Annotated in this window: 23 protein-coding genes; 15 read left to right on the top strand and 8 right to left on the bottom strand. The window is 71.9% G+C overall.

Annotation, left to right across the window (positions count from 1 at the left end; translation table 11 throughout):
- Positions 1 to 11: 11 nt before the first annotated feature.
- From ABH941_RS10170 to ABH941_RS10160, 3 genes are all read right to left on the bottom strand, one after another.
- A complete protein-coding gene (locus ABH941_RS10170) occupies positions 12 to 995 on the bottom strand; it encodes a hypothetical protein (protein WP_370128372.1) in 984 nt (327 codons plus the stop codon).
- Positions 989 to 1,591 carry a hypothetical protein gene (locus ABH941_RS10165; RefSeq protein ID WP_370128371.1) on the bottom strand — a complete coding sequence of 201 codons (603 nt, stop codon included), beginning with the start codon at positions 1,589 to 1,591 and terminating at the stop codon, positions 989 to 991. The genes ABH941_RS10170 and ABH941_RS10165 overlap by 7 nt, the downstream gene beginning before the upstream one ends.
- A gap of 119 nt (positions 1,592 to 1,710) precedes the next feature.
- Positions 1,711 to 2,493, bottom strand: coding sequence for a hypothetical protein (locus tag ABH941_RS10160; RefSeq protein ID WP_370128370.1), 783 nt, complete (start codon positions 2,491 to 2,493; stop codon positions 1,711 to 1,713).
- A gap of 95 nt (positions 2,494 to 2,588) precedes the next feature.
- Between ABH941_RS10160 and ABH941_RS10155 the strand changes: the two genes are divergently transcribed.
- The 4 genes from ABH941_RS10155 (at position 2,589) to ABH941_RS10140 (ending at position 5,344) form a co-directional block, all read left to right on the top strand.
- Positions 2,589 to 3,023: a pyridoxamine 5'-phosphate oxidase family protein gene (locus tag ABH941_RS10155; RefSeq protein WP_370128369.1), complete on the top strand. Its 435-nt coding sequence runs from the start codon at positions 2,589 to 2,591 to the stop codon at positions 3,021 to 3,023.
- Between the two features lie 55 nt (positions 3,024 to 3,078).
- On the top strand, positions 3,079 to 3,534 hold the full coding sequence (locus tag ABH941_RS10150) for a MaoC family dehydratase (protein WP_370128368.1): 456 nt from the start codon (positions 3,079 to 3,081) through the stop codon (positions 3,532 to 3,534).
- 74 nt (positions 3,535 to 3,608) lie between these two features.
- Entirely contained in the window at positions 3,609 to 4,787 is a 1,179-nt protein-coding gene (locus ABH941_RS10145) for an MBL fold metallo-hydrolase (RefSeq protein ID WP_370128367.1), read from the top strand.
- Between the two features lie 65 nt (positions 4,788 to 4,852).
- Positions 4,853 to 5,344 carry an SRPBCC family protein gene (locus ABH941_RS10140; protein ID WP_370128366.1) on the top strand — a complete coding sequence of 164 codons (492 nt, stop codon included), beginning with the start codon at positions 4,853 to 4,855 and terminating at the stop codon, positions 5,342 to 5,344.
- Here ABH941_RS10140 and ABH941_RS10135 read toward each other — a convergent pair.
- Entirely contained in the window at positions 5,341 to 6,582 is a 1,242-nt protein-coding gene (locus tag ABH941_RS10135; protein ID WP_133996323.1) for an acyl-CoA dehydrogenase family protein, read from the bottom strand. The genes ABH941_RS10140 and ABH941_RS10135 overlap by 4 nt on opposite strands.
- A 115-nt stretch (positions 6,583 to 6,697) precedes the next feature.
- Between ABH941_RS10135 and ABH941_RS10130 the strand changes: the two genes are divergently transcribed.
- Positions 6,698 to 7,300, top strand: a complete 603-nt coding sequence (locus ABH941_RS10130; RefSeq protein ID WP_370128365.1) for a TetR family transcriptional regulator — start codon at positions 6,698 to 6,700, stop codon at positions 7,298 to 7,300.
- Between the two features lie 82 nt (positions 7,301 to 7,382).
- Here the strand turns inward: ABH941_RS10130 and def are convergent, their stop codons facing one another.
- Entirely contained in the window at positions 7,383 to 7,937 is a 555-nt protein-coding gene (gene def / locus ABH941_RS10125; RefSeq protein ID WP_370128363.1) for a peptide deformylase, read from the bottom strand.
- Between the two features lie 91 nt (positions 7,938 to 8,028).
- Between def and ABH941_RS10120 the strand changes: the two genes are divergently transcribed.
- The 5 genes from ABH941_RS10120 (at position 8,029) to ABH941_RS10100 (ending at position 13,488) form a co-directional block, all read left to right on the top strand.
- Complete coding sequence (locus ABH941_RS10120; protein WP_370128362.1) at positions 8,029 to 9,285, top strand: MurT ligase domain-containing protein; 1,257 nt, start codon at positions 8,029 to 8,031, stop codon at positions 9,283 to 9,285.
- Between the two features lie 19 nt (positions 9,286 to 9,304).
- Complete coding sequence (locus tag ABH941_RS10115) at positions 9,305 to 10,036, top strand: type 1 glutamine amidotransferase (protein ID WP_133996331.1); 732 nt, start codon at positions 9,305 to 9,307, stop codon at positions 10,034 to 10,036.
- Positions 10,037 to 10,361: 325 nt separating this feature from the next.
- Complete coding sequence (locus tag ABH941_RS10110; RefSeq protein WP_133996333.1) at positions 10,362 to 11,387, top strand: 6-phosphofructokinase; 1,026 nt, start codon at positions 10,362 to 10,364, stop codon at positions 11,385 to 11,387.
- Positions 11,388 to 11,456: 69 nt separating this feature from the next.
- Positions 11,457 to 12,458: a 2-hydroxyacid dehydrogenase gene (locus tag ABH941_RS10105; protein ID WP_370128361.1), complete on the top strand. Its 1,002-nt coding sequence runs from the start codon at positions 11,457 to 11,459 to the stop codon at positions 12,456 to 12,458.
- Positions 12,459 to 12,528: 70 nt separating this feature from the next.
- Complete coding sequence (locus tag ABH941_RS10100) at positions 12,529 to 13,488, top strand: cytochrome c oxidase assembly protein (RefSeq protein WP_370128360.1); 960 nt, start codon at positions 12,529 to 12,531, stop codon at positions 13,486 to 13,488.
- Here the strand turns inward: ABH941_RS10100 and ABH941_RS10095 are convergent.
- The gene (locus ABH941_RS10095; RefSeq protein WP_370128358.1) at positions 13,455 to 14,078 is read right to left on the bottom strand and encodes a TetR/AcrR family transcriptional regulator; all 624 of its coding nucleotides are present in this window, start codon (positions 14,076 to 14,078) and stop codon (positions 13,455 to 13,457) included. The genes ABH941_RS10100 and ABH941_RS10095 overlap by 34 nt on opposite strands.
- Before the next feature lie 244 nt (positions 14,079 to 14,322).
- Between ABH941_RS10095 and ABH941_RS10090 the strand changes: the two genes are divergently transcribed.
- Complete coding sequence (locus ABH941_RS10090; protein WP_370128357.1) at positions 14,323 to 15,459, top strand: LacI family DNA-binding transcriptional regulator; 1,137 nt, start codon at positions 14,323 to 14,325, stop codon at positions 15,457 to 15,459.
- A 48-nt stretch (positions 15,460 to 15,507) separates the two neighbouring features.
- Here the strand turns inward: ABH941_RS10090 and ABH941_RS10085 are convergent, their stop codons facing one another.
- Together ABH941_RS10085 and ABH941_RS10080 are read right to left on the bottom strand one after the other, a co-directional pair.
- Complete coding sequence (locus ABH941_RS10085) at positions 15,508 to 16,995, bottom strand: carbohydrate-binding protein (protein WP_370128356.1); 1,488 nt, start codon at positions 16,993 to 16,995, stop codon at positions 15,508 to 15,510.
- Between the two features lie 178 nt (positions 16,996 to 17,173).
- Positions 17,174 to 17,503, bottom strand: a complete 330-nt coding sequence (locus ABH941_RS10080) for an STAS domain-containing protein (protein ID WP_370128355.1) — start codon at positions 17,501 to 17,503, stop codon at positions 17,174 to 17,176.
- Positions 17,504 to 17,700: 197 nt separating this feature from the next.
- Here ABH941_RS10080 and ABH941_RS10075 point away from each other — a divergent pair, with 197 nt between their 5' ends.
- Genes ABH941_RS10075 through ABH941_RS10060 form a run of 4 tightly spaced genes read left to right on the top strand, consistent with a single transcriptional unit; the run spans position 17,701 to position 21,873 of the window.
- On the top strand, positions 17,701 to 18,420 hold the full coding sequence (locus tag ABH941_RS10075; RefSeq protein ID WP_370128354.1) for a VanZ family protein: 720 nt from the start codon (positions 17,701 to 17,703) through the stop codon (positions 18,418 to 18,420).
- 46 nt (positions 18,421 to 18,466) lie between these two features.
- Complete coding sequence (locus tag ABH941_RS10070) at positions 18,467 to 19,408, top strand: LD-carboxypeptidase (protein ID WP_370128353.1); 942 nt, start codon at positions 18,467 to 18,469, stop codon at positions 19,406 to 19,408.
- A 60-nt stretch (positions 19,409 to 19,468) separates the two neighbouring features.
- Entirely contained in the window at positions 19,469 to 20,335 is an 867-nt protein-coding gene (locus tag ABH941_RS10065) for a TIGR02452 family protein (protein ID WP_370128352.1), read from the top strand.
- Positions 20,335 to 21,873 (top strand): carboxylesterase/lipase family protein, encoded by a 1,539-nt coding sequence (locus ABH941_RS10060; RefSeq protein WP_370128351.1) that lies wholly within the window; start codon positions 20,335 to 20,337, stop codon positions 21,871 to 21,873. Before ABH941_RS10065 ends, ABH941_RS10060 begins: the two co-directional genes overlap by 1 nt.
- The last annotated feature ends 1 nt before the right edge of the window (position 21,874 follow it).

The raw sequence follows: 21,874 nt of genomic DNA, 5'->3' as shown, positions 1-21,874 counted from the left end.
GCGGTCGCCTCTCAGGAGTTCTTCGTGGGCTGGTTGAGTACCTGGAGCTCGTCGACCCGCAGGGTGGTCGCCGGTCCGGCGATGGAGTCGGCGTCGAAATCCCCGCCGAAGCCGAGGACGTTCGACGACCAGTGGACGTGCCAGGCGACGGTGGCGGTGATGGCGTAGAGCTGTCCGGGCTGGTTCGCCGAGGGCTGCCGGTAGGTGTAGCCGCAGTCGGGTGAGGGATTGCTGCCGTCCGACACGTTGTAGGGGGTCCCCGGATTGTCGCCGGTGCAGCCCACCGACCCGCCGTCGCCCATGTTCCAGGTGATCCCGGTGGACCACGCCTCCAGCTTCACCCAGATCCCGTCCTTGCTCGCGATTCGGATGATCTTGCCGCCGGCGCCGGCCCAGGCGTTGTTCCCCCTCTCGATCCACAGCCAGATCGGTGCTCCCACCAGAGCGGTCCCGCCGGGGGCGGTGCGCACGACCGGGCGACCGCGTTGGACCGCGTCCCACGCCTGCCTGGCCAGCACGCCGGGGTTCACCCCTTGCGCGACCGGCGGAGCGCCGGCCAGATAGATCTCCACGGAGTCGCCTGCGGCCTGGTTGGAGCAGGTACGGAGGTAGATGGCTCCCGCGCCCGGCGCGTGGCCCGCCCAGAGCGGGTCGCCGGCCGGCGGCTGCGGCTGCACCTCCATGTAGTAGCAGCCGTCCTGGGGATCCAGCGCGCCGTACTGGTTGCTGCAGTCGACGACCTTGCCGCCGTACGTGCAGATGTTCGCGCCGCCGCCCCCTCCCCCGCCGCCCCCGGTGGAACCCGGCGAGGGCGGTGTGCTGGCGCCGACGCAGAGCCAGTCGACGGCGCACGGCCCGCTGGTGGCTGCCGCCGCGCGCGGGCTGTGCAGCCACAGTGGCGAGGACAGGGCGAAGACCAGGGCGGCGAGCAGGGCCGCCCAGCGCCGGTGACGGACCGTCGGGGCCTGTGGCCCCGGTCCGGCTGCCCTCAGCATGACTGCCCTGTGTCTTCACGGACTTCGGAGATCATCCAGACACCCCCCACCGTTCGTGCCGTCGCGGTCACCCGGTAGCGCGTCAGCCGCTGGGCCGGATCGCGCAGTTGACGTGTCTTCTGGTCGATCTGGTGCCAGTCGGTGATGTCCAGGCAGTCCTGGACGGTCGCGCTCTGCACCCCGCTGGACGGGGCGACGGTGCCGATTCCGGTCACCGCCGGGTTGTTGCGCGGGGCCCCCGACATCAGCAGTCCGGCCTGGTTCAGCCGTTGGGAGTCCGTGTACGCGCCGCTCAGTGCCGTCCCGGTGGAGTACGTCTGCAAACCGCTCCCGGTGACCACTCCGCTGTCCAGCGCCTTGACCTGAGCCGCCCAGTACCCCGCGTAGGCGCGCAGCACCAGCACCGCCGTGGTGCTGCTCGGCAGCGCCGAGGCCGCGGCCTGCAGCGAGACCCCGGCGGAGGGCGCCAGCGCAGCGGTCTGCGCCGTGCTCGGCAGCGTCTGCACGGTGCCGCCCGACGAGCAGGCGGCGAGAACCGGCGTGGCCGAAGCGGCGGCAGCGGCGATCGCGGCACCACACCGCAACGTCCTACCCATGTGTCGCATTGATGCCCCCTCGCCGCGTACTCCCCAGGTGGCGATGAATCAGCACACTATTACTCGTTTGCTGTCATGTCCTGAGTGTGGCTGATTTTCTCGTTAACGAAATGTGCACGTCAATCACTTCCGTACGGCTGTTCCCCACTGGTCTCCCGCAGTACCCCCCGTAGCACCGCGCGGTTGCGCAGCAGCAGCCTGGACGCGGCCGGGGGACCCAGCCAGCGCGAACCGGGGGTGTCCCGGGCCTCCAGGGTGCTGTGCAGCGCCGCGGGGTCCAGCACCGCGGGCTGGCCCGGCAGTCCCTGCCGTACCGCCTGGTCCAGCAGCGCGGAGAAGCCTCCCGCCGTGGCCGTCACCGCGCCGACCCCGGTGACCGCCCCCGCGGACCCGGACCGGCCCCAGCGCGGCGGCGCGTACGGCTGGAGCCGTCCCCAGAGCCGGACGCCGACCGCGTCGAAGGCGGCACTCGCCCAGGCCTCGGCGCCGACGACGGCGTCGACCACCAGCAGCGACTCGCCCCGGGCCGCCCCCGCGCCGTGCGCCAGCGCGCTGACCACCCAGTCCCAGGCCAGACCGCGGCCGTGCGCGTTGTCACGCCCGCTGCCCGCGGTGACCAGCACCGGGCGCCGGCGCCGGACGTCCCAGGTGAACTGGCCGCCCAGATAGACGACCAGCAGCCTGCTGTCCCGTTCCACGGCCTCCTTGACCGCGGTGAGCAGCATGTTCGCGTCCGCGTCCGGCGGAATCGCGGTGACCTGGCAGCGCCCCGCCCCCGCGTCGAACATCGCTCCCGTCACCACCCGCGCGAACAGCTCGCCCCCTGCGGCCGCCCCGATCGATCCCGCGAAGGCACGTTCCTCGGGGCACTCCGCCCCCAGCAGCACCAACTCCACCACCATGCCCACTGCCCCCCATCAACGGATGCCCCTTTCCCACTACTGACCGGGACTATGTGCCCTACCCCCGACAAGTTTCCGACCGCAGACTCGAAGCCATGGACCCGATCGACCTTCCCCGGACCCCGCACACGACGCTCAGTGCCGACGAATGCCTGCGCCTGCTCGCCCGCGGCTCGCTCGGCTCGCTGGGCCGGATCGTCTACACCCGCCACGCGCTGCCGGTGGTGCTGCCGGTCCGCTTCGACCTGGACTTCTCCGGCGCGCTGACCGTCACCACCCCCGACGGCAGCGGCCTGGCCGCCGACCTGGACGGCACCGTCGTCGCGTTCCAGGTGGACAGTGCACATCAAGACGCCGCGCATCAAGACGCCGCACCTCAAGACGCCGCCGACCGGGGGCCCTACGACGCGGCGAGCGTCTCGGTGATGGTGCACGGCACCGCCCGGGCGACCAAGGACGGTACCGGGCTGCGGCTGGTGCCCGAGCTGATCAGCGGCCTGCGGCTGGAGACGGGGTCGGCGGAGAAGTGACCCGCCAGTAGCTGTAGCCTCCACCCAACACCGGACCTGCAGGAGGAGTGTCAGCATGGCGGCTTTCGCATCGCTCGCCGAGTTCACCGCGGCCGTGGGCACCGAGCTGGGCAGCAGCGAGTGGCTCACCATCGACCAGGAGCGGATCAACCTCTTCGCCGAGGCCACCGGCGACCACCAGTGGATCCATGTGGACCCCGAGCGCGCTGCGGAGGGCCCGTTCGGGACCACCATCGCGCACGGCTATCTGACGCTGTCGCTGATCCCGGTGCTGGTCAAGGAGTGCTACAGCATCGAGGGCAGCATCCAGATGGCCGTCAACTACGGCTCGGACAAGGTCCGTTTCCCGGCTCCGGTGCCGGTCGGCTCCACCATCCGGGCGACCGCCGAACTGGTGTCCGTCACCGAGGTGACCGGCGGGGTCCAGGCCGTGATCCGGGTGACCATCAGCGGCAAGGACGGCGGCAAGCCGCACTGCGTCGCCGACACCATCACCCGCTTCTACGCCTGACGACTGCCGAGCCGCGGCGGCGGGCCGCGGGTACGCTTCCCGGGAATCATGGATTCCTCGTCCTAGGAGGCGCTGTGCCCGGTTCCGGCCCCTGGTACGCACGCTACGCACGCATCGCTGATCTGCGTCCCGCGGCGTTCGGCGCGGAGCCGACCGGGGAGCGGCTGGCGCGGATCCGCCGCTCCCCCAACTTCGTGGACGGCGCGTTCCGCAACCCCGTCCCCACCCGGCGGCTGGCCGACGGGGCGTTCCCGGGGGCTCTGCGGGTGGGGCTGGCCAAGAAGCGGACCCGGCCGGCCGAGACCGTGCCGGTGCACCGGCTCACCGGGGCCGAGCTGGACGTGCCGCCGGCGAGCGGGCTGCGACTCACCTGGATGGGGCACGCCACGGTGCTCGCCGAGATCGGCGGGCGGCGGGTGCTGTTCGACCCGGTCTGGGGCGAGCGCTGCTCCCCCTTCGCCGGGTTCGGACCGCGTCGGCTGCACCCCGCACCGCTGCCGCTGGCCGAGCTCGGCCCGATCGACGTGGTCGTGGTCTCGCACGACCACTACGACCACCTGGACATGCACGCGATCCGGGCACTGGTCCGCTCCGGCGCGGACTTCGCCGTCCCGCTGGGGGTCGGCGCCCACCTGGAGCACTGGGGCGTGCCTGCGGACCGGATCACCGAGCTCGACTGGAACGAGTCCGCGCGGATCGCCGGGCTCACCCTCACCGCGACCCCGGCCCGGCACTACTGCAGCCGCGGGCCGCGGACCAGCCGCTACCAGCTGTGGGCCTCCTGGGTGGTCCAGGGAGGTGACCACCGGGTCTTCCACAGCGGCGACACCGGCTACTTCCCCGGCTTCGCCGCGATCGGGGCCCAACACGGCCCCTTCGACGCCACCATGGTCCAGGTCGGCGCCTACAGCGAGTTCTGGCCGGAGGTGCACATGACCCCGGAGGAGGGCGTCCGCGCCCACGGCGACCTGACCGGCGAGAGCGGCTCGGTGCTGCTGCCGATCCACTGGTGCACCTTCGACCTGGCACCGCACGCCTGGGAGGAGCCGATCGAGCGCACCCTGGCCGCGGCCGTGCCGCTCGGGCACACGGTGGCCACCCCGCGCCCCGGCGAACCGTTCGAACCCGCCGCCGGCACCGACTTCCGCCCCTGGTGGCGCGCGGTCGCCGCACCGCTGGACGGAGCGGAGGCGGCGACGGAGACCACCCGTACCTCGGCCGGCTCCGCGGAGCCCGAGGGCGTCCCGGTCTGAGCCTGTCGCCCGGAGCTCGATGTCCGAACGCCGGGACCACGTCACCGAAGGAGTCAGGTCAGCCCATGAGCGCAACCGAGTTCGTCTACCAGATCTACATCCGGACCTCCCCGGAGCGCCTCTACGAGGCGCTGACCGACGCCGAGGCGGCCCAGCAGTACTTCGGCGGCTGGGGACCCAAGTCCGACTGGCGGGTCGGCTCCCCGGTGCTCTGGAAGATGGGTCCCGGCGGGGTGTACGAGGACCTCGACCAGCATGTGATCGCCGCCGAGCCGGGCCGGCGGCTCGCCTACAGCTGGCACCGGGTGCTGCCGATGCACCGTGAACTCTTCGCCTCGGAGGCGGAGTTCAAGGCGGCCCACACCGAGAAGTCGAAGGTCTCCTTCGACATCGAACCGGCCGAGAACCCCACCCTCGGGGTGCGGCTGACGCTCACCCACGACGGCTTCGACACCCCGGAGAGCACCATGCTGGCGGGGATCAGCAGCGGCTGGGTGATGATCCTCTCCTCGCTCAAGACGATGCTGGAGGACGCCCAGCGCTCTCAGCGAACTTAGCGGATCGGCAGGCCGGAGAGGGTGCGGGCGATGACCAGGCGCTGGATCTCGCTGGTGCCCTCGAAGATGGTGAAGATGGCGCTGTCGCGGTGCATCCGCTCGACCGGGTACTCGCGGGTGAAGCCGTTGCCGCCGAGGATCTGGATGGCCTGGGCGGTGACCCACTTGGCCGTCTCGCCGGCGTAGAGCTTGGACATCGAGCCCTCGGCGGAGGTGAACGGCTTGTTGTTGCTGGCCATCCAGGAGGCCCGCCAGACCAGCAGCCGGGCGGCGTCGATGCGGGTGCGCATGTCGGCGATGGTGAAGGCGATGCCCTGGTTGTCGATGATGGGACGGCCGAACTGCTCGCGGGTCTTGGCGTACTCCAGCGCCACCTCGTAGGCGGCCCTGGCCACGCCCACGGCCTGGGCGCCGACGGCGGGCCGGGAGGCCTCGAAGGTGGCCATGGCGGCGTTCTTCACCTTCTCGGTGCGCTCGCCCCGGGCCGCCGCGGCGGCGCGCTCGCGGGCCCGGGCCAGCCGCTCGTCCAGCTTGTCCTTGCCGCCGAGCAGGCAGTCGCCGGGGATCCGGACGTTGTCCAGGACCACCTCGGCGGTGTGCGAGGCGCGGATGCCGTGCTTCTTGAACTTCTGGCCCTGGCTCAGGCCGGGGGTGTTCGGCGGGACCACGAAGGAGGCCTGGCCGCGGGCGCCCAGCGAGGGGTCGACCGAGGCGACGACGACGTGGACGTGAGCGATGCCGCCGTTGGTGGCCCAGGTCTTGGTGCCGTTGAGCACCCACTCGTCCTTGGCCTCGTCGTAGACCGCGCGGGTGCGCATCGCGGCGACGTCCGAACCGGCGTCGGGCTCGGAGGAGCAGAACGCGGCGACCTTGACGTCGTCCGGGGTGCCGAACATCTGCGGGGCCCACAGGCCGACCTGCTCCGGCGTCCCGTTGGCGACCACGCCGATGGCGGCCAGGCCGCTGCCGACCAGCGACAGGCCTATGCCGGCGTCGCCCCAGAACAGCTCCTCCATGGCGATCGGGATCCCGAGGCCGGTGGGGTCGAAGGACTGGGTGGCGAAGAAGTCCAGGGAGTAGATGCCGACCTTGGCGGCCTCCTGGATGACCGGCCAGGGCGTCTCCTCGCGCTCGTCCCACTCGGCGGCGGCCGGACGGATCACGTCGGCGGCGAAGCCGTGCAGCCAGTCGCGGACGGCGATCTGGTCGTCGTTGAGGTCGAGGGTGAAGTTGGACATGATCAATTGCTCCCGGGCAGGTCGGGCGTGGTTTTCATACGGTTTGAGCGGAACTGGTGTTACCTTCGGTAACTGACTGCCCAGTCTGTTACTCACGAGTAAGGAATGTCAAGGAATGCCGACCACCGACCGCCGCAGCGAACTCCTGGACGCCGCCGACCGGGTGGTGCGCCGGGACGGGCCCCGGGCCAGCATGAACACCATCGCCGCGGAGGCCGGCATCACCAAGCCGATCCTGTACCGGCACTTCGGCGACAAGAACGGCCTCTACCGGGCGTTGGCCGAGCGGCACACGGCAGGGCTGCTGGAGGCAGTACGGGCGGCGCTGGCGCTGCAGCTGGAGCGGCGGGACCGGGTCGAGGCGGTCATCGACACCTACCTCGCCGCGATCGAGGCACGGCCCCAGGTGTACCGCTTCCTGGTGCACCCCGACCCGGCGGCGGACGGGCTCTCCCCGGCGGGGCCGCTGGCGCCGGCGCTGCGGATGATCGCGGACGAGCTGACGCTGGCGGTGCGGGAGCAGGTGGATCTGGGGCCGGACAGTTGGGTGCTGGCGGCGGCGTGGGGGCAGGCGATCACCGGGATGGTGCTGGCGGGGGGTGACTGGTGGCTGGAGACGCGGCCGTTTCCGCGGGAGCGGATGGTGCAGACGCTCGCGGATCTGCTGTGGGGGCGGCTCGCGGCGGCGGGTGAGCGGCCTACGGCGGGGGGCCACTGAATACGTTTGTGACGGTTTGTTCGGGGCTCTGCGTAGTGGGTGGTTCTCGCGCGCGCAGTTAATCAAGCACAGCCCCGCGCCCCTAGGTGTGCGGGTGGTACCAGTCCGAGCGGCGGGCTTTGCGATGGGCGGTGGTGGCACGCAGACCGGTGAGGCGGTTCAGGAAGACGGTGCCGTCGAGGTGGTCGGTTTCGTGTTGGAGGCAGCGGGCGAAGAAGCCGGTGCCCTCGATCTCGAGGGCGGCGCCGGTGACGTCCTGACCCCGTACCAGGGCGCGGTCGTGGCGGGGGGTCTGGGCGCGCAGGCCGGGGAGGGAGAGGCAGCCCTCCTCGCCGCGCACCTCGACGCCGTCGGCCTCGACGAGGACCGGATTGACCAGGTGTCCCAGATGGCGGACATCCTCGTCGTCCGGACAGTCGAAGACGAACACCCGCAGACCCACCCCGATCTGATTGGCTGCCAGGCCCACCCCGTCCGCCGCGTACATGGTGGCGAAGAGGTCCTCGACCAGCCGTTCGAGCTGGTCGTCGAAGGTGGTGACGGTGGCACAGGGGGTGCGCAGAACCGGTTCGGCCCAGGGAATGACGGGGTGCACGGTGCCGCTGCTGCCGGGGATGCGGGGACGCGTTCGAGCCATGGGCAGGAGCCTAGGCGTGATGCTGCTGCTTGGCGGAATCGGCCTTGCCGGTAGGCTGAGCGCGTCTGTACACAGGAGGAGAGCGACCACGATGCCAGCGAACCCCGAGCCGGCCGGACCCTCGGCCACGCTGCCCCCGCGCGCCAAGCTCGCCGTGACAGCGGGCAAGGTCGCCGCTGCGGTCTCGCGTACGGCCGGACGCGGCAGCGGTTCCGTGATCGGCGGGAAGGTCGCCCTGCGGCTCGACCCCGACCTGCTGCGCAGCCTGGCCGAGAACCTGGACGTGGTGCTGGTCTCCGCCACCAACGGCAAGACCACCACGACCCGGCTGATCGCCGAGGCGCTGAAGGCGGCCGGGCCCGTGGTGTCCAACGCCCTGGGCGCCAACATGCCGGCCGGGATCACCTCGGCCCTGGCCGACGGCAGCGACGCGCGCTTCGGCGTGATCGAGGTGGACGAGAAGTACCTGGTCGGCGTCGCCAATGACACCGCTCCCAAGGCGATCGCGCTGCTCAACCTGTCCCGGGACCAGCTGGACCGGTCCTCGGAGACCCGGATGCTCGCCGAGAGGTGGCGCGAGGGTCTGCAGGGCAGCGAGGCCGTGATCATCGCCAACGCCGACGACCCGCTGGTCACCTGGGCGGCGTCCTCCTGCCGCAAGGTGGTCTGGGTGGCCGCCGGGCAGGCCTACCGCGAGGACGCCTGGTCCTGCCCCAGCTGCGGCGGCGTGATGCAGCGGCCCGGCGAGGACTGGTTCTGCCCCTCCTGCGGCTTCCGCCGCCCGCAGCCGCACTGGGCGCTGCAGGGCGAGCACGTGGTGGACCCGCAGGGGCAGGGCTGGCTGATCCAGCTGCAGCTGCCGGGCCGCGCCAACCTCTCCAACGCGACCAGCTCCGCCGCCGTCGCCGCGGTCTTCGGGGTGCACCCGCAGATCGCGCTGCAGCGGATGCAGGGCGTCCAGGCCGTGGCCGGGCGCTACGAGTCGGTGCAGTTCGCCGGCCGCGAGGTCCGGCTGCTGCTGGCGAAGAACCCGGCCGGCTGGCTGGAGACCTTCACCCTGATCGACCAGCCGCCCGCGCCGGTGATCCTCTCGGTGAACGCGCTGTCGGCCGACGGCACCGACACCTCCTGGCTGTGGGACGTCGACTACGAGCGGCTGATCGGCCACCCGGTGTTCGTGATGGGCCAGCGCAAGCTGGACCTGGCGGTCCGGCTGGAGGTCGCCGGGGTGCACTTCCAGGTGGTCGAGACGCTGGCGCAGGCCGTCGCCGCGGCCCCGCCCGGACGGATCGAGGCCATCGCCAACTACACCGCGTTCCAGCAGCTGCGCCGCGACGTGCGCGGCTGACGAAGAGGAATCGACTGCCATGAGCGAGAGCGCACTGCGCCTGGTCTGGGTCTACCCGGACCTGCTGAGCACCTACGGTGACCGCGGCAACGTCCTGGTCGTGGAGCGGCGGGCCCGCCAGCGCGGCCTGGAGGTCGCCAGGATCGACGTACGGTCCGACCAGCCGATCCCGACCAGCGGGGACATCTACCTGCTGGGCGGCGGCGAGGACCGTCCGCAGCGGCTGGCCGGCGAGCGGCTCCGGGCCGACCCGGGCCTGGGCCGGGCGGTGGAGAACGGCGCGATCGTGCTGGGCGTCTGCGCCGGGTACCAGATCATGGGCCACGAGTTCATCGACGACATGGGCCAGCGCACCCCGGGCCTCGGCCTGCTGGACGTGTGGAGCACCCGCGGCGAGGGCGCCCGCAATGTCGGCGACATCCTGGCCGAGCCCGACCCGCGGCTCGGCCTGCCCACCCTGACCGGTTTCGAGAACCACCAGGGCATCACCCACCTGGGCCAGGGCGTCTCACCGCTGGCCCGGGTCACCGTCGGCGGCGGCAACGGAACCGGCGACGGAACCGAGGGGGCCTGGCGGGACACCGTCTTCGGCACCTATCTGCACGGTCCGATCCTCGCTCGCAACCCGAGCGTGGCGGATCTGCTGATCAAGCTGGCGCTGGACGTCAGCGCACTGCCGCCGGCCGACAACACCTGGTACGACGCGCTGCGCGCCGAGCGCATCGCGGCCGTCCAGCAGCCGGCGCAGTAACGCACGCCACCGGCGATCCGCAGTCGTCGGCGCACCACCTGTGTGCCGCCCGTCAGGGTGCAGGGCCGCACCCGTCAGGGGCGTGCGGCGCGCAGAGCAGGACCCTCCCCGCGCGGGACGGCGAAGGAGCCGCCCCGCGTCCGCTCCAGCCTGGCCGGAGGCTGGTGGGCGGTATCATCACGATGGGGTAAATAGTCCGATTTGCCATACCTTCATGCAGGCGAAACGCTCACGTCGATCCCCCGTGGGCCGAGCCCTGTACGGTGGGCGGGTTGTCGGGCGCTGAAGTCCGGTCGTTCCGGTTCTGCTCGGGAGTTGCAAAGCGATGCGTATTGGTGTGCTGACCAGCGGCGGAGACTGCCCCGGTCTGAACGCCGTGATCCGCTCCGTGGTCCACCGCGGCGTGGTCGACCACGGCGACGAGATCATCGGCTTCGAGGACGGCTGGCGTGGCCTGCTGGAGGGCCAGTACCGCGAGCTGACCCTGGACTCCGTCAGCGGCATCCTGGCCCAGGGCGGGACCATCCTCGGCTCGACCCGGGTGCAGCCCAGCCATCTGCGCGACGGCGTGGCCCGGGCCAAGGCCTACTGCGAGGAGCTCGGCCTCGACGGGATCATCCCGATCGGCGGCGAGGGCACCCTCAAGGCGGCCCGGCTGCTCTCCGACGGCGGGCTGCCCATCGTGGGCGTGCCCAAGACCATCGACAACGACATCGCCTGCACCGACGTCACCTTCGGATTCGACACCGCGGTCTCGGTGGCCACCGAGGCGCTGGACCGGCTGAAGACCACCGCGGAGTCGCACCAGCGGGTCATGGTGGTGGAGCTGATGGGCCGCCACACCGGCTGGATCGCGCTGCACGCGGGCATGGCGGCGGGCGCCCACGCCATCATCGTCCCCGAACGCCCCTTCAACATCGACCGGGTCACCGCGGTGGTGCGCGAGCGCTTCGAGCGCGGCAAGAAGTTCGCCATCGTGGTCTGCGCCGAGGGCGCCAAGCCGGAGCCCGGCACCATGCACTGGGAGGAGGGCAGCGTGGACATCTACGGCCACGAGCGCTTCACCGGTGTCGCCACCCAGCTGTCCATGGAGCTGGAGCACCGCCTGGGCAAGGAGGCCAAGCCGGTCATCCTCGGGCACGTCCAGCGCGGCGGCACGCCCACCGCGTACGACAGGGTGCTGGCGACCCGCTTCGGCTGGCACGCCGTCGAGGCCGTCCACAAGGGCGCCTTCGGGCACATCACGGCGCTCCAGGGGACCCAGATCAACCTGGTGCCGCTGGCCGAGGCCGTCGCCGACCTGAAGACCGTCCCGGCCGAGCGCTACGCCGAGGCCGAGACGGTCATCTGACGGACCCTGCCATCACCGGGGGCCTCAGCCGGAATGTCCGGTCTGGGGCCTTCGTCATACAGTGTCCGCATGGAGATCCTTGCGTACGGTGTGCAGGCCGACGAGAAGCCCCTGATCGAGAAGGCCTTCGCGGGCCGCCACCCGGTGCACTGCCTGGACGTCTTCCTCAACGCCGACACCGCCCCGCTCGCGGCCGGCCACGAGGTCATCAGCACCAGCGTCAACGCCGGCCTGGACGCCACCGCGCTGCGGATCCTGGCCGCGGGCGGGACCAGGATGATCGCCCAGCGCTCCACCGGCTTCAACAACATCGACCTGCCCGTCGCCGCCGAGCTCGGCCTGACCGTCGCCCGGGTCTCCTCCTACTCCCCCTACTCCGTCGCCGAGTTCGCCTGGACCCTGGCCATGGCGGTGAACCGGAGGATCACCCGGGCGGTGTCGCGGACCCGGGAGTTCGACTTCCGCCTGGACGGCCTGATGGGCCGGGACGTCCACGGGATGACGGTGGGGGTCATCGGCACCGGCAAGATCGGCGAGTGCTTCAGCCGGATCGCCCACGGCTTCGGCACCACCCTGCTCGGCTGGGATGTCGCCGAGAACCCGGCCTGCGTCGGACTGGGCATGGACTACACCTCGCTGGAGCGGCTGCTCACCGAGTCCGACCTGATCAGCCTGCACGTCCCGCTGCTGCCGGACACCCACCACCTGATCGACGACAGCGCGCTGGCCCGGATGAAGCCCGACGCGCTGCTGATCAACTCCAGCCGCGGCGGCCTGATCGACACCGCCGCCCTGGTCGAGTCGCTGCGCTCGGGCCGCCTCGGCGGGGTGGGCCTGGACGTCTACGAGGAGGAGACCGGGCTGTTCTTCTTCGACCGCTCGCTGGAGGTGGTCACCGACGACACCCTGGCCCGGCTGATGACCTTCCCGCAGGTGCTGGTCACCTCGCACCAGGCCTACTTCACCGAGACCGCAGTCTCCCAGATCATCGACACCACGCTGGCCAATGTCGAGGACTTCCTGGCCGGGCGCACCAGCGAGAACACCCTGATCCCGGGGGGCGCGTCCTGAGGACAGACAGGACAGTCCTACCCTGGTCGAGTAACTCGACGCGTCAAAACCAGGGAAAGCAGGACAGCAGATGGGCGACATGCCGGGAATGCCGGGCATGGGCCATGACCTCCCGCCGCTGACCCTCGGCCGGGCGCTGGCCCTGGATCCCTCCGCGGACTGGCCGTTCGTGGCCGGCTGCGCGCTGATGCTGGGTCTGTACCTGGCCGGGGTGGTGCGGTTGCGCCGCCGCGGCGACAGCTGGCCGCTGGGCCGCACCGTCGCCTGGGTGCTGGGCACCCTCACCGTCGCCCTGGTCACCTGCACCCGGCTGGACGCCTACGGGATGCAACTGCTGAGCGCGCACATGCTGCAGCACATGGTGCTGTCGATGCTCTCGCCGATCATCCTGCTGCTGGGCGCGCCGATCACGCTGGCACTGCGGGCCCTGCCGGCGGCCAAGGGTCGGTGGTCACCGCGCGACCTGCTGGTGTCGCTGCTGCACTCGCGCTATGTGAAGGTCGTCTCGCACCCGGCCTTCACCCTCCCGCTGTTCATCGCCAGCCTCTACGGGCTCTACTTCACCCCGCTGTTCGACTTCCTGATGCGGTCCCAGGCCGGGCACACCCTGATGATGCTCCACTTCCTGGGCGTGGGACTGCTGTTCTTCTGGCCGATCATGGGCGTCGACCCCGGCCCGCACCGCCCCGGGCACCTGATGCGGATGCTGGAACTCTTCATCGGGATGCCGTTCCACGCCTTCTTCGGCGTCGCCGTGATGATGGCGTCCGGGCTGATGGTGACCTCGTACGCGCACCCGATGGCCTCGCTGCAGGTGGACCCGCTCAGCGACCAGCACCTGGCCGGCGGGCTCGCCTGGGCGTTCAGCGAGATCCCGACCTTCATCGTGCTGATCGCGCTGACCTTCCAGTGGGCCAAGTCGGAGGAGCGGATCTCCCGGCGCAAGGACCGCACCGCGGACCGCGACGGCGACTCCGAGCTGAACGCCTACAACGCCTATCTGGCGTCGCTGGAGCGGCGCTCGGCCTGAGCGGTCATCCCGGACAGGATGACGTCCAGGCCGAAAACGAACCTCTCGGCAGTCGAGGTCTGCGGGCCGCCGTTCCGACTCTCCTGGCAGGCGGAGGAGACCACATGGAGCGTCATCAGGTCGACGCCGCAGGCGATGAGCTCCTCGGGCAGTCCGCCGGCCCGCAGCAGCGCGATCACCGTCCCGGCAGCGTCCAGCCGGCTGGGCAGAATCGGGATGTCGGCGACCAGAAGGGCCCTGGCGAGGTCGTTGTGGGCCGCCAGGTTGTTCCTGGACTGCCGCAGGAAGTCCTTGACCTGCCGCTGCCAGTCGTCAGGGTCGGGAACGGGGTGGACCAGGTCCGCGGCGACACGCTCCAGCACCAGGTCGACCAGCAGATCCTTGCTCGGCACGTACGCGTAGAGCGAGGCAGGCCCGGTGTTCAGCTCCTGGGCGATGCGCCGCATGCTCAGCGCGTCCAGGCCCTCGGCGTCGACGATGCCGAGCGCGGTCTCCACGATGGACTCGCGGCTGAGCGAACGCCCCCGGGGAGCGCGCTGCTCCACGGCCTCCCGGAATCCCTGTCGGCCGTTTCCCGCGGCTGCCGCCATCCGGAGCTCCTCGCCAAGCGCTGATCGTCTGCGCGCCCGAGCCTAGTCGGCCCTGCCGGCCCCGGCGCCGTCGCGCGCCGGGGCTGTCGTGACGGTTACGGCAGGTAGTACCTGGGGTTGGGGATCTTGTATGTCTTGTCTACGCGCGATGAATCGTCAACCGGACGGAATCTGACGGATCATCCTGAAAGCCGGTGGCCAGGGGCGGTTACGGCCGACCGGGGCCGGGGCCGATGATGTGCGTATGACGGAGTCGGAAGATCAGCACGGGGACCCGGGCGAGGAAACCCCCGGGGAGGCGGGCGCGCCCCGGCGCGGGGGCACGGGCGGGGCCCCTGGAGGGGCCTGGCGGCCGACGCTCCAGGAGGTGGCCGCGCTCGCCGGGGTCTCCCGGGCGACGGCGTCCCGGGTGGTCAACGGCGGGGCGGGGGTGCGGGACTCCGTCCAGGTGAAGGTGCGGCGGGCCGTGGACGAGCTCGGGTATGTGCCCAATCCGGCGGCGCGGGCGCTGATGACACGGCGTCACGACGCGGTGGCGGTGGTGGTGGCGGAGCCGGAGAGCCGGGTGTTCTCCGACCCGTTCTTCGCGCGGCAGCTGCGCGGCATCGGCCGGGAGCTGTCGGCCTCGGCGGTGCAGCTGGTGCTGCTGCTGGTGACCGAGGCCGGCGACTACGCGCAGGTGGGGCGCTATCTGGCGGCCGGCCATGTGGACGGCGCGCTGATCTTCTCGGTGCACAACGACGACCCGCTGCCCGCGATCGTGGACGGGCTCGGCCTGCCCACCGTCTACGGCGGCCGGCCGGGATGGGAGCCCACCGGCGCGGCGCCGCTGTACGTCGACACCGACAACCGGGGCGGGGCGCAGGCGGCGGTCCGGCACCTGCGGGACCGCGGGCGGCGTCGGATCGCCGTGATCACCGGGCCGCTGGACCAGGCCTCGGCGCTGGACCGGCTCTCGGGCTACCGCGACGTCCTGCCGCAGGGCGATCCGGCGCTGGTCGCCGAGGGCGACTTCACCGCCGAGGGCGGTCGGCGGGCGATGACCGAACTGCTGGACCGGGCCGGGGAGGCGGGCGGACCGGACGCGGTGTTCGCCTGTTCGGACCTGATGGCGGCGGGGGCGATGGCCGTCCTCGCGGAACGCGGGCTGCGCGTTCCGGAGGACGTCGCCGTGGTCGGCTTCGACGACGGCGACACCGCGGCGCAGTGGGCGTCGCCGCCGCTGACGACGGTCCGTCAGGACATCGAGGGAATAGGGCGGTTGATGGCCAGGCTGCTGCTGACCCGGCTCCAGCTGACCGTTGAGGGGAACACGGAGGCAGCGGCCGGGCTGGCGCCGGTGGTGACCCCCGTGGAGCTGGTCGTCCGCGCCTCCAGCTGAGGAGGCGGGAGGGGAGGGGCACCACCGGTGGGTGCCAGGTGCCGGGCGCTACTGGGTCGGGAAGCTGACGTAGTGGAGGCTCACATACGGCGGGTTGCCCGAGGCGCCGGAGACGAACACCAGGTAGACGTCATGGGTGCCGGTGGTGTTGGTGATGTTGGCCGGGACGGTGGTCCAGGTGGACCAGCCGCCGGTGTTGCCGACCGCGAAGCTGCCGATCGGCGTGTTGGCCGGGTTGTCGAGGACCACCTCGACCAGCCCGCTGACGCCGCCCGCGGCGCCGGAGGCCACTCGGGCGTGGAACTGGCTGGACCCGGTGCCGAAGTTGATGCCGGAGTACTTCAGCCACGCCCCGTTGGACAGTTGGGCGACCTGGTTGCCGTCGACGCCGGTGGGGTTGGTGTCACCGGTCGCCGCCTGGACGGTGGCGCTCCCCTGGTGCGCGCTGAAGCAGTCGGCGGAGATGTTGGAGACGGCAGTGGTGCTGCAGCTGGTGCCGCCGCCCGAACCGCCGGTGGAGGTCGCGGTGGGCGTCGGGGTCGGGGTCGCCGTGCTGGTGCTGCTGCCGGCGGCCTTCTCGTACGCGGCGAACCAGTCCACGCTCATGGCCGCACCGGAGGTGGTGGCCGCCGAAGGCGAGGTGCAGCCGCAGATGGCGTTGGGGTAGGCGCCGCCGATGGCCACGTTGAAGATGGCGAAGAAACCGTGGTCGACCGCCGCCTGCCAGGTGGCGACCGGGACCTGGCTCTCGTTGACCGTGAAGGTCTGCGTGCCGTCCAGGTAGAAGCGCAGCTGCTCGGCCGAGGTGTTGGTGCGGTCGAGGATCACCGAGTAGGTGTGGTACCCGGTCTGGCAGCCGGAGCAGGCCTGCAGCCCGCTGCCGATGCCGGTGGTCTCGTTGCAGGGTCCGCCGGGGTCCACCCCGCAGTGCAGGGTCGCGGAGTGCTCACTGAGGGCGTTGACGTCCTCCATGATGTCCAGCTCGCCGATGCTGGGCCAGTTGGTCGCGCCGACCGGACGGGCGGCCGCGCCGAGGGCCCAGAACGCGGGCCAGTATCCGCTGCCCGAGGCGGGGTTGGGCTGCTGCAGGCTGGCGCTGAGCTCCAGCTCGCCGCCGGCCGGGGCGGCGAAGTCGGTGCGCTGGGTCTCGACCCGGCCCGAGGTCCAGTTGCCCGAGGCGTCGCGGACCGGCTTGATGATCAGGTGGCCCGAGCCGTCCTGGTAGACGTTGGCAGTCGAGCTGGTCGCCGTCTCGACCTCGCCGGTGCCCCAGTTCGCGGCGCCGCCGGCATAGCTGGTGCCGGTGTCATAGAGCCAGTTCGCGGTGTTGAGGCCGGTCCCGGCGGCGCCGTTGAAGTCGTCGCTGAACGCCGTGGTCCAGCCGGCGGGCGCGGACGGGACGGCCGCGGCGGCGCTGCCGGAGCTGGCGGTCAGGGCGAGCACCCCCGCCAGCGGCAGCGCGAGGGCGGTGAGCAGCGCCGCGGTACGTCGGCGGATCGGTACGTGGTGAGGGCGCGGAAGGGTGGTTCTGCGCATGGGGAACTCTCCAGGCTTAGGGAAGTGAACGCTGACTGGTGCTTCTTCCTTCGGCTCAGCGAATTGGAAGCGCTCTCAATTCGCTGATGTACGGTTCCGGAACGCGTAACGCAGTGTCAGCCTGAAGCTGACACGTCGTCAATACGCCGCGCAGCGTTCACTTGTCGAAGACACGCCACTACTCGGGCGGGCGGGCCAGCAGTTCGTCCAGCCCGGCGGCGTCCAGCACCTTCTGCAGCGTCCCCCGCACCTGGATCAGATACAGCGGCACCCCCCGGAGCGCAGCCATCCGGTGCGAGGCGAGCAGCGCGCTGAGCCCTCCGGCGTCGCAGAACCGGACCAGGGCGACGTCCAGCTCGATGCGCCGCACGGCCTGGTCCCGCAGGAGGCCGGCGACCGTCCGCTCCAGCGCGGGAGTGGCGTCGAGGTCGACCTCACCGGCCAGCAGCAGCTGCGCCGTACTGCGTCCGTCCAGGACGAGGACGGTCAGGCGGGTATCGCCACGCACCGGACCACCTCCACCAACGGAAAGGAACCTCACTGTAGTTGGGAAACAGTGCGGGTGAATATGCCGTCAGCACGTGTAACACATATGGGTGACGAACCTCTCTTCGGGCGCAGGACAGGCGACATGGAGCCGCCGCCTTCGGGTAGACGCCGCTGCGGGTGCCGAGGGGCGCCGGGGGTCGACGAGGAGGCTGGTCAATGAGGCGCACGGTCGCGGCGGCGGGGAGAGTGACCGCCGAGGGCGGGGACGCGGGCAGGGGCGGAGCCGGGCAGCATCGGGCGGCCTTTGCGCTGCCCGGTCGGGAGATGTTCCGTCGGCGGCGCGGCGCGGGTGTGACGGTCACCAGGAAGCCGACGAGCGCTCCGGCCGCAGCCAGGGTCCCCCGGCCCCGCGCCCGGCGGGTCCGGAGTCTGGGGGCGCGGCTGCTGCGGGCGGTGGTCGGTACGGTGGCGATGTTCGGCCTCGCGTTGTGCGCTGCGGTGATCGTCAAGCTGACGCTCACCCCGTCGCCCGCGTCGGTGGGGATCGCGCACACCAATCTGCACCCGGGGACGTCGATCAGGCTCTACCTGGACCGACCGTCCGTGCGCGAGGCGCTGCTGCAGATCGGCGGGAACATCCTCATCGGCGTCCCCTTCGGGCTGCTGCTGCCGGTGATCACGCCGCGCGCCCGCGGGCTGCTCCGCACGGTGCTGATCTGCTCGTTCGTCGTCCTGCTGCTGGAGCTGGCGCAGCACTTCTTCGTCAAGGGGCGTTCCTTCGACGTCGACGACATCATCCTCGCCGCCCTCGGCGCGGCGATCGGCTACCTGCCGCTGGGGCGGAGGCTCTCGCTGCGGATACACCCGTCCCACCGGCACGGGTGGCAGCGCCGCTGGGACGCGGCGCGGAGGCGTCCGCGCGGCACGGTACGGTGACGTCTTCGCCGCGATCACCGCGATCACCGCACCGGGAGCCGAAGCCGTGTCCGAGGTCCAGCCCTTGCAGCGCCCGCGCCGGCTCACCGCCGGGGACCGGGTCGCCGTCGTCGCACCCTCGGGGGCCCTGGTCCCGGATCGGTTGGAGCGAGGGGTGTCGATCCTGGAGTCCTGGGGGCTGCGGGTCGAGGTGATGCCCAGTGTGCTGGCGGGCAACCCGGAGCTGCCCTACCTCTCCGCCCCGGACGCCGGGCGGGCCGCCGACCTGGAGAAGGCCTGGCTGGACCCCGACATCGCCGCCGTGGTCTGCGCGCGCGGCGGCTACGGCGCCCAGCGGATCGTCGACCAGCTCGACTGGGCCGCGATGGGCGCCCTGCCCGAGCCCAAAGTGTTCGTCGGCTACAGCGATGTGACGGCGCTCCACGAGGCTTTCGCGGTCCGGCTCGGGCTGTCCACGCTGCACGGGCCGATGGCCGCGGCGGCGGTGTTCGGCGCCGACCCGGCCACGGCCGAGGGGCTGCGCCGGACGCTGTTCGAGCCGGAGTCGGTGCAACTGCTCACCTCGCCCACCGCCGAGTGCCTGCTGCCCGGCCGGGCCCGCGGCGTCACCGCCGGCGGCTGCCTCAGCCTGCTGGCCGCCGACCGCGGCACGCCCTTTGCCCGGGCGGGCTTCGAGGGCGCGATCCTGCTGCTGGAGGACGTGGACGAGGACCTCTACGCACTGGACCGGCTGCTCACCCAGCTGCTGCGCTCAGGAGCCCTGGCGGGGGTGGCCGGAATCGCGCTGGGCTCGTGGCAGGACTGCCGCCCCTCCCCCGAACGGATCCGCCGGCTGATGCTGGACCGGCTGGGCCCGCTGGGCGTCCCGGTGGTCTGGGAGCTGGGCTTCGGCCACGGCCCCACCAGCCTCACCGTCCCGCTGGGCGCCCCGGCCGTGCTGGACGCGGACGCGGGGACGCTGCGGCTGGAGCTGCCGGCGCTGCGCTGAGCCGCCCGTCGTCGAAATCGGCTTGGCCGCCGGTCCGGTCGTCACCTAGCGTTGGCGGACGTGAGCAGCAGCCTCCGTCAGTACGCGACGGTCAACGAGGGGATCGCAGCAGCCGGGCACTACACGGCCGCTGACGGTACGAAGGTCGTGGTGGGCCCAGCCCTGGCGACCGCAGCGGAGCGGACGCGGTGCTACCCGCCCGGGGAGCAGCTCGACGCGCCGAAGCGCACGGACGGCGCCGCCCGTGCCGGGCTCCGCGTCGAGGTGACCGCAGAGGGCAGCCTGGAGGCGGCGCGGCGGCTGTACCAGGCCGGCCCCGGTGAGGTGGCGGTGCTGAACTTCGCCTCCGCCCGGAACCCCGGCGGCGGGTATCTGGGCGGGGCGCGGGCGCAGGAGGAGGACCTGTGCCGGCACGCGCTGCTCTACCACTGCCTGCTGCGGGCGCCGGAGTACTACGAGGCGCACCGGGCCTCCGACGACCTGCTCTACAGCGACCGGGTGATCTGGTCGCCCGGAGTGCCGGTGATCCGCGGCGAGGACGGCGAACTGCTGGCCGAACCGTACCCGGTGTCCTTCCTGACCAGTCCGGCGCCGAACGCCGGCGAGGTGCTGCGGCGACGGCCGGGAGCCGGTGCGGAGATCCGGGAGGCGCTGCGGACCCGGGCGGCGCGGGTGCTGGCGGTGGCCGCGCGGCACGGGGTGCGCCGGCTGGTGCTGGGCGCCTGGGGCTGTGGAGTGTTCCGCAACGACCCGACGGAGGTCGCGTCCGCCTTCCGCGACCTGCTCCTCCCCGGCGGGGAGTTCCAGCAGGCCTTCGACGAGGTGGTCTTCGCCGTCTGGGACCGCACCTCGCCGTCCGCCAACCGTGATGCGTTCTCCGCGGCGTTCGCCGATCCCGTGTTCACCTCAAGCTCAACGGAGTTGTGATGACCGATCCCGCGTCCGAACCGTCCGGGTCCCATCCCGAAGTCCGCACGGTGGCCGGGGCGGTGCGCGGCAGCCGGGAGGCGGGGGTGGCGGTCTTCCGCGGCATCCCGTTCGCCGAACCGCCGGTGGGTCCGCTGCGTTTCGCCGCACCGCGACCGGTGCGCGGCTGGGACGGGGTGCGGCCGGCGCTGTCGTACGGGCCCCCGCCCCCACAGGGCGGTGCGTTCGGCATGGGCGCGCTGACGCCGGACGCGGGCGGCGGTGACTGGCTGACGGTCAACGTCTGGTCGCCCGAGCCTGACCCCGGCGCAGGGCTCCCAGTGATGGTGTGGATCCATGGCGGCGGCTACACGATCGGCACGTCGGGTCTTCCCGAGTACGACGGCAGCCGGCTGGCGGGCGACGGCGGGGTCGTCCTGGTGACGTTCAACTACCGTGTGGGCCTTGAGGGTTTCGGGCAGTTCGAGGGGGCGCCCGGCAATCGGGGCCTGCTCGATCAGGTCGCGGCTCTGGAGTGGGTGCGCGACAACATCCGGGCCTTCGGCGGTGATCCGGACAACGTCACGCTCTTCGGTGAGTCGGCGGGCGCCGGATCGATCGCCGCGCTGCTCGCGATGGAACGCGCGTCCGGACTCTTCGTCCGGGCCGTCGCGCAGAGTGTGCCGGGCACGTTCTTCTCCCCGGAACTCGCCGCTGACATCGCCACCACCTGCGCCGCGGAGCTGGGGCTGCGGCCCACGGTGGCCGACCTCTCCGCGGTGGCCCCGCCCCGGCTGTCCGCAGCCGGTGATGCGATCACCGCCAAGTCGGCCCAGTGGGCCGAACGTTGGGGTCGGATCGCGCACCGGTCGATCCTCTTCTCGCCGGTGGTCGACGGTCCTGATCTGCCGGTGACGCCATGGCAGGCCCTGGCGGACGGCGCCGGTAGGGGCGTCGAACTCCTCGTCGGCCACACCCGCGACGAACACCGGCTGTTCAGCGCGGTCGACGGCATGCTCGGCCAGGTGACCCAGGAGCAGGCGGCGACCGCGCTGCATCTCTTCGCCCCCGGCCAGGACGGCGCACGCCGCTACCGGGAGGGCTTTCCGGCGGCGAGCCCGGAGGAGCTCTACGAACTGGTCCACTCCGACTGGCTGTTCCGGATGCCGTCCCTGCACCTCGCCGAGTCCCAGATCGCCGGTGGCGGCCACACCCACGTGTACGAGCTCACCTGGCCCGCCCCGGGCATGGGCGGCGCCCTCGGCGCCTGCCACGGCCTCGACGTGCCGCTCGTCTTCGGCAACCTGGACCAGGGCCATGCCGCCGCGCTGATCGGCGGGGGCCCGCCGCCGGAGGCAGAAGCGCTGTCCGCACGTATGCGCTCCGCGTGGACGGCGTTCGCCGCCCACGGAGACCCCGGCTGGCCCGCGTACGACACCGGGCAACGCCTGGTGCAGGTTTTGGACGCCCGGCCGGTGGTCACCGCTTACCCGGAGGAGACCTCACGGCTGATCTGGCAGGACCACACCTTTGCCGCTCTGCCGCTGCTCAGCCGGTAGC

It is taken from the genome of Streptacidiphilus sp. EB103A (assembly GCF_041261405.1).
Classification (GTDB): domain Bacteria; phylum Actinomycetota; class Actinomycetes; order Streptomycetales; family Streptomycetaceae; genus Streptacidiphilus.
The sequence above is the reverse complement of the archived record's forward strand: the minus strand, read 5'-3'. Positions and strand labels throughout refer to the sequence as shown.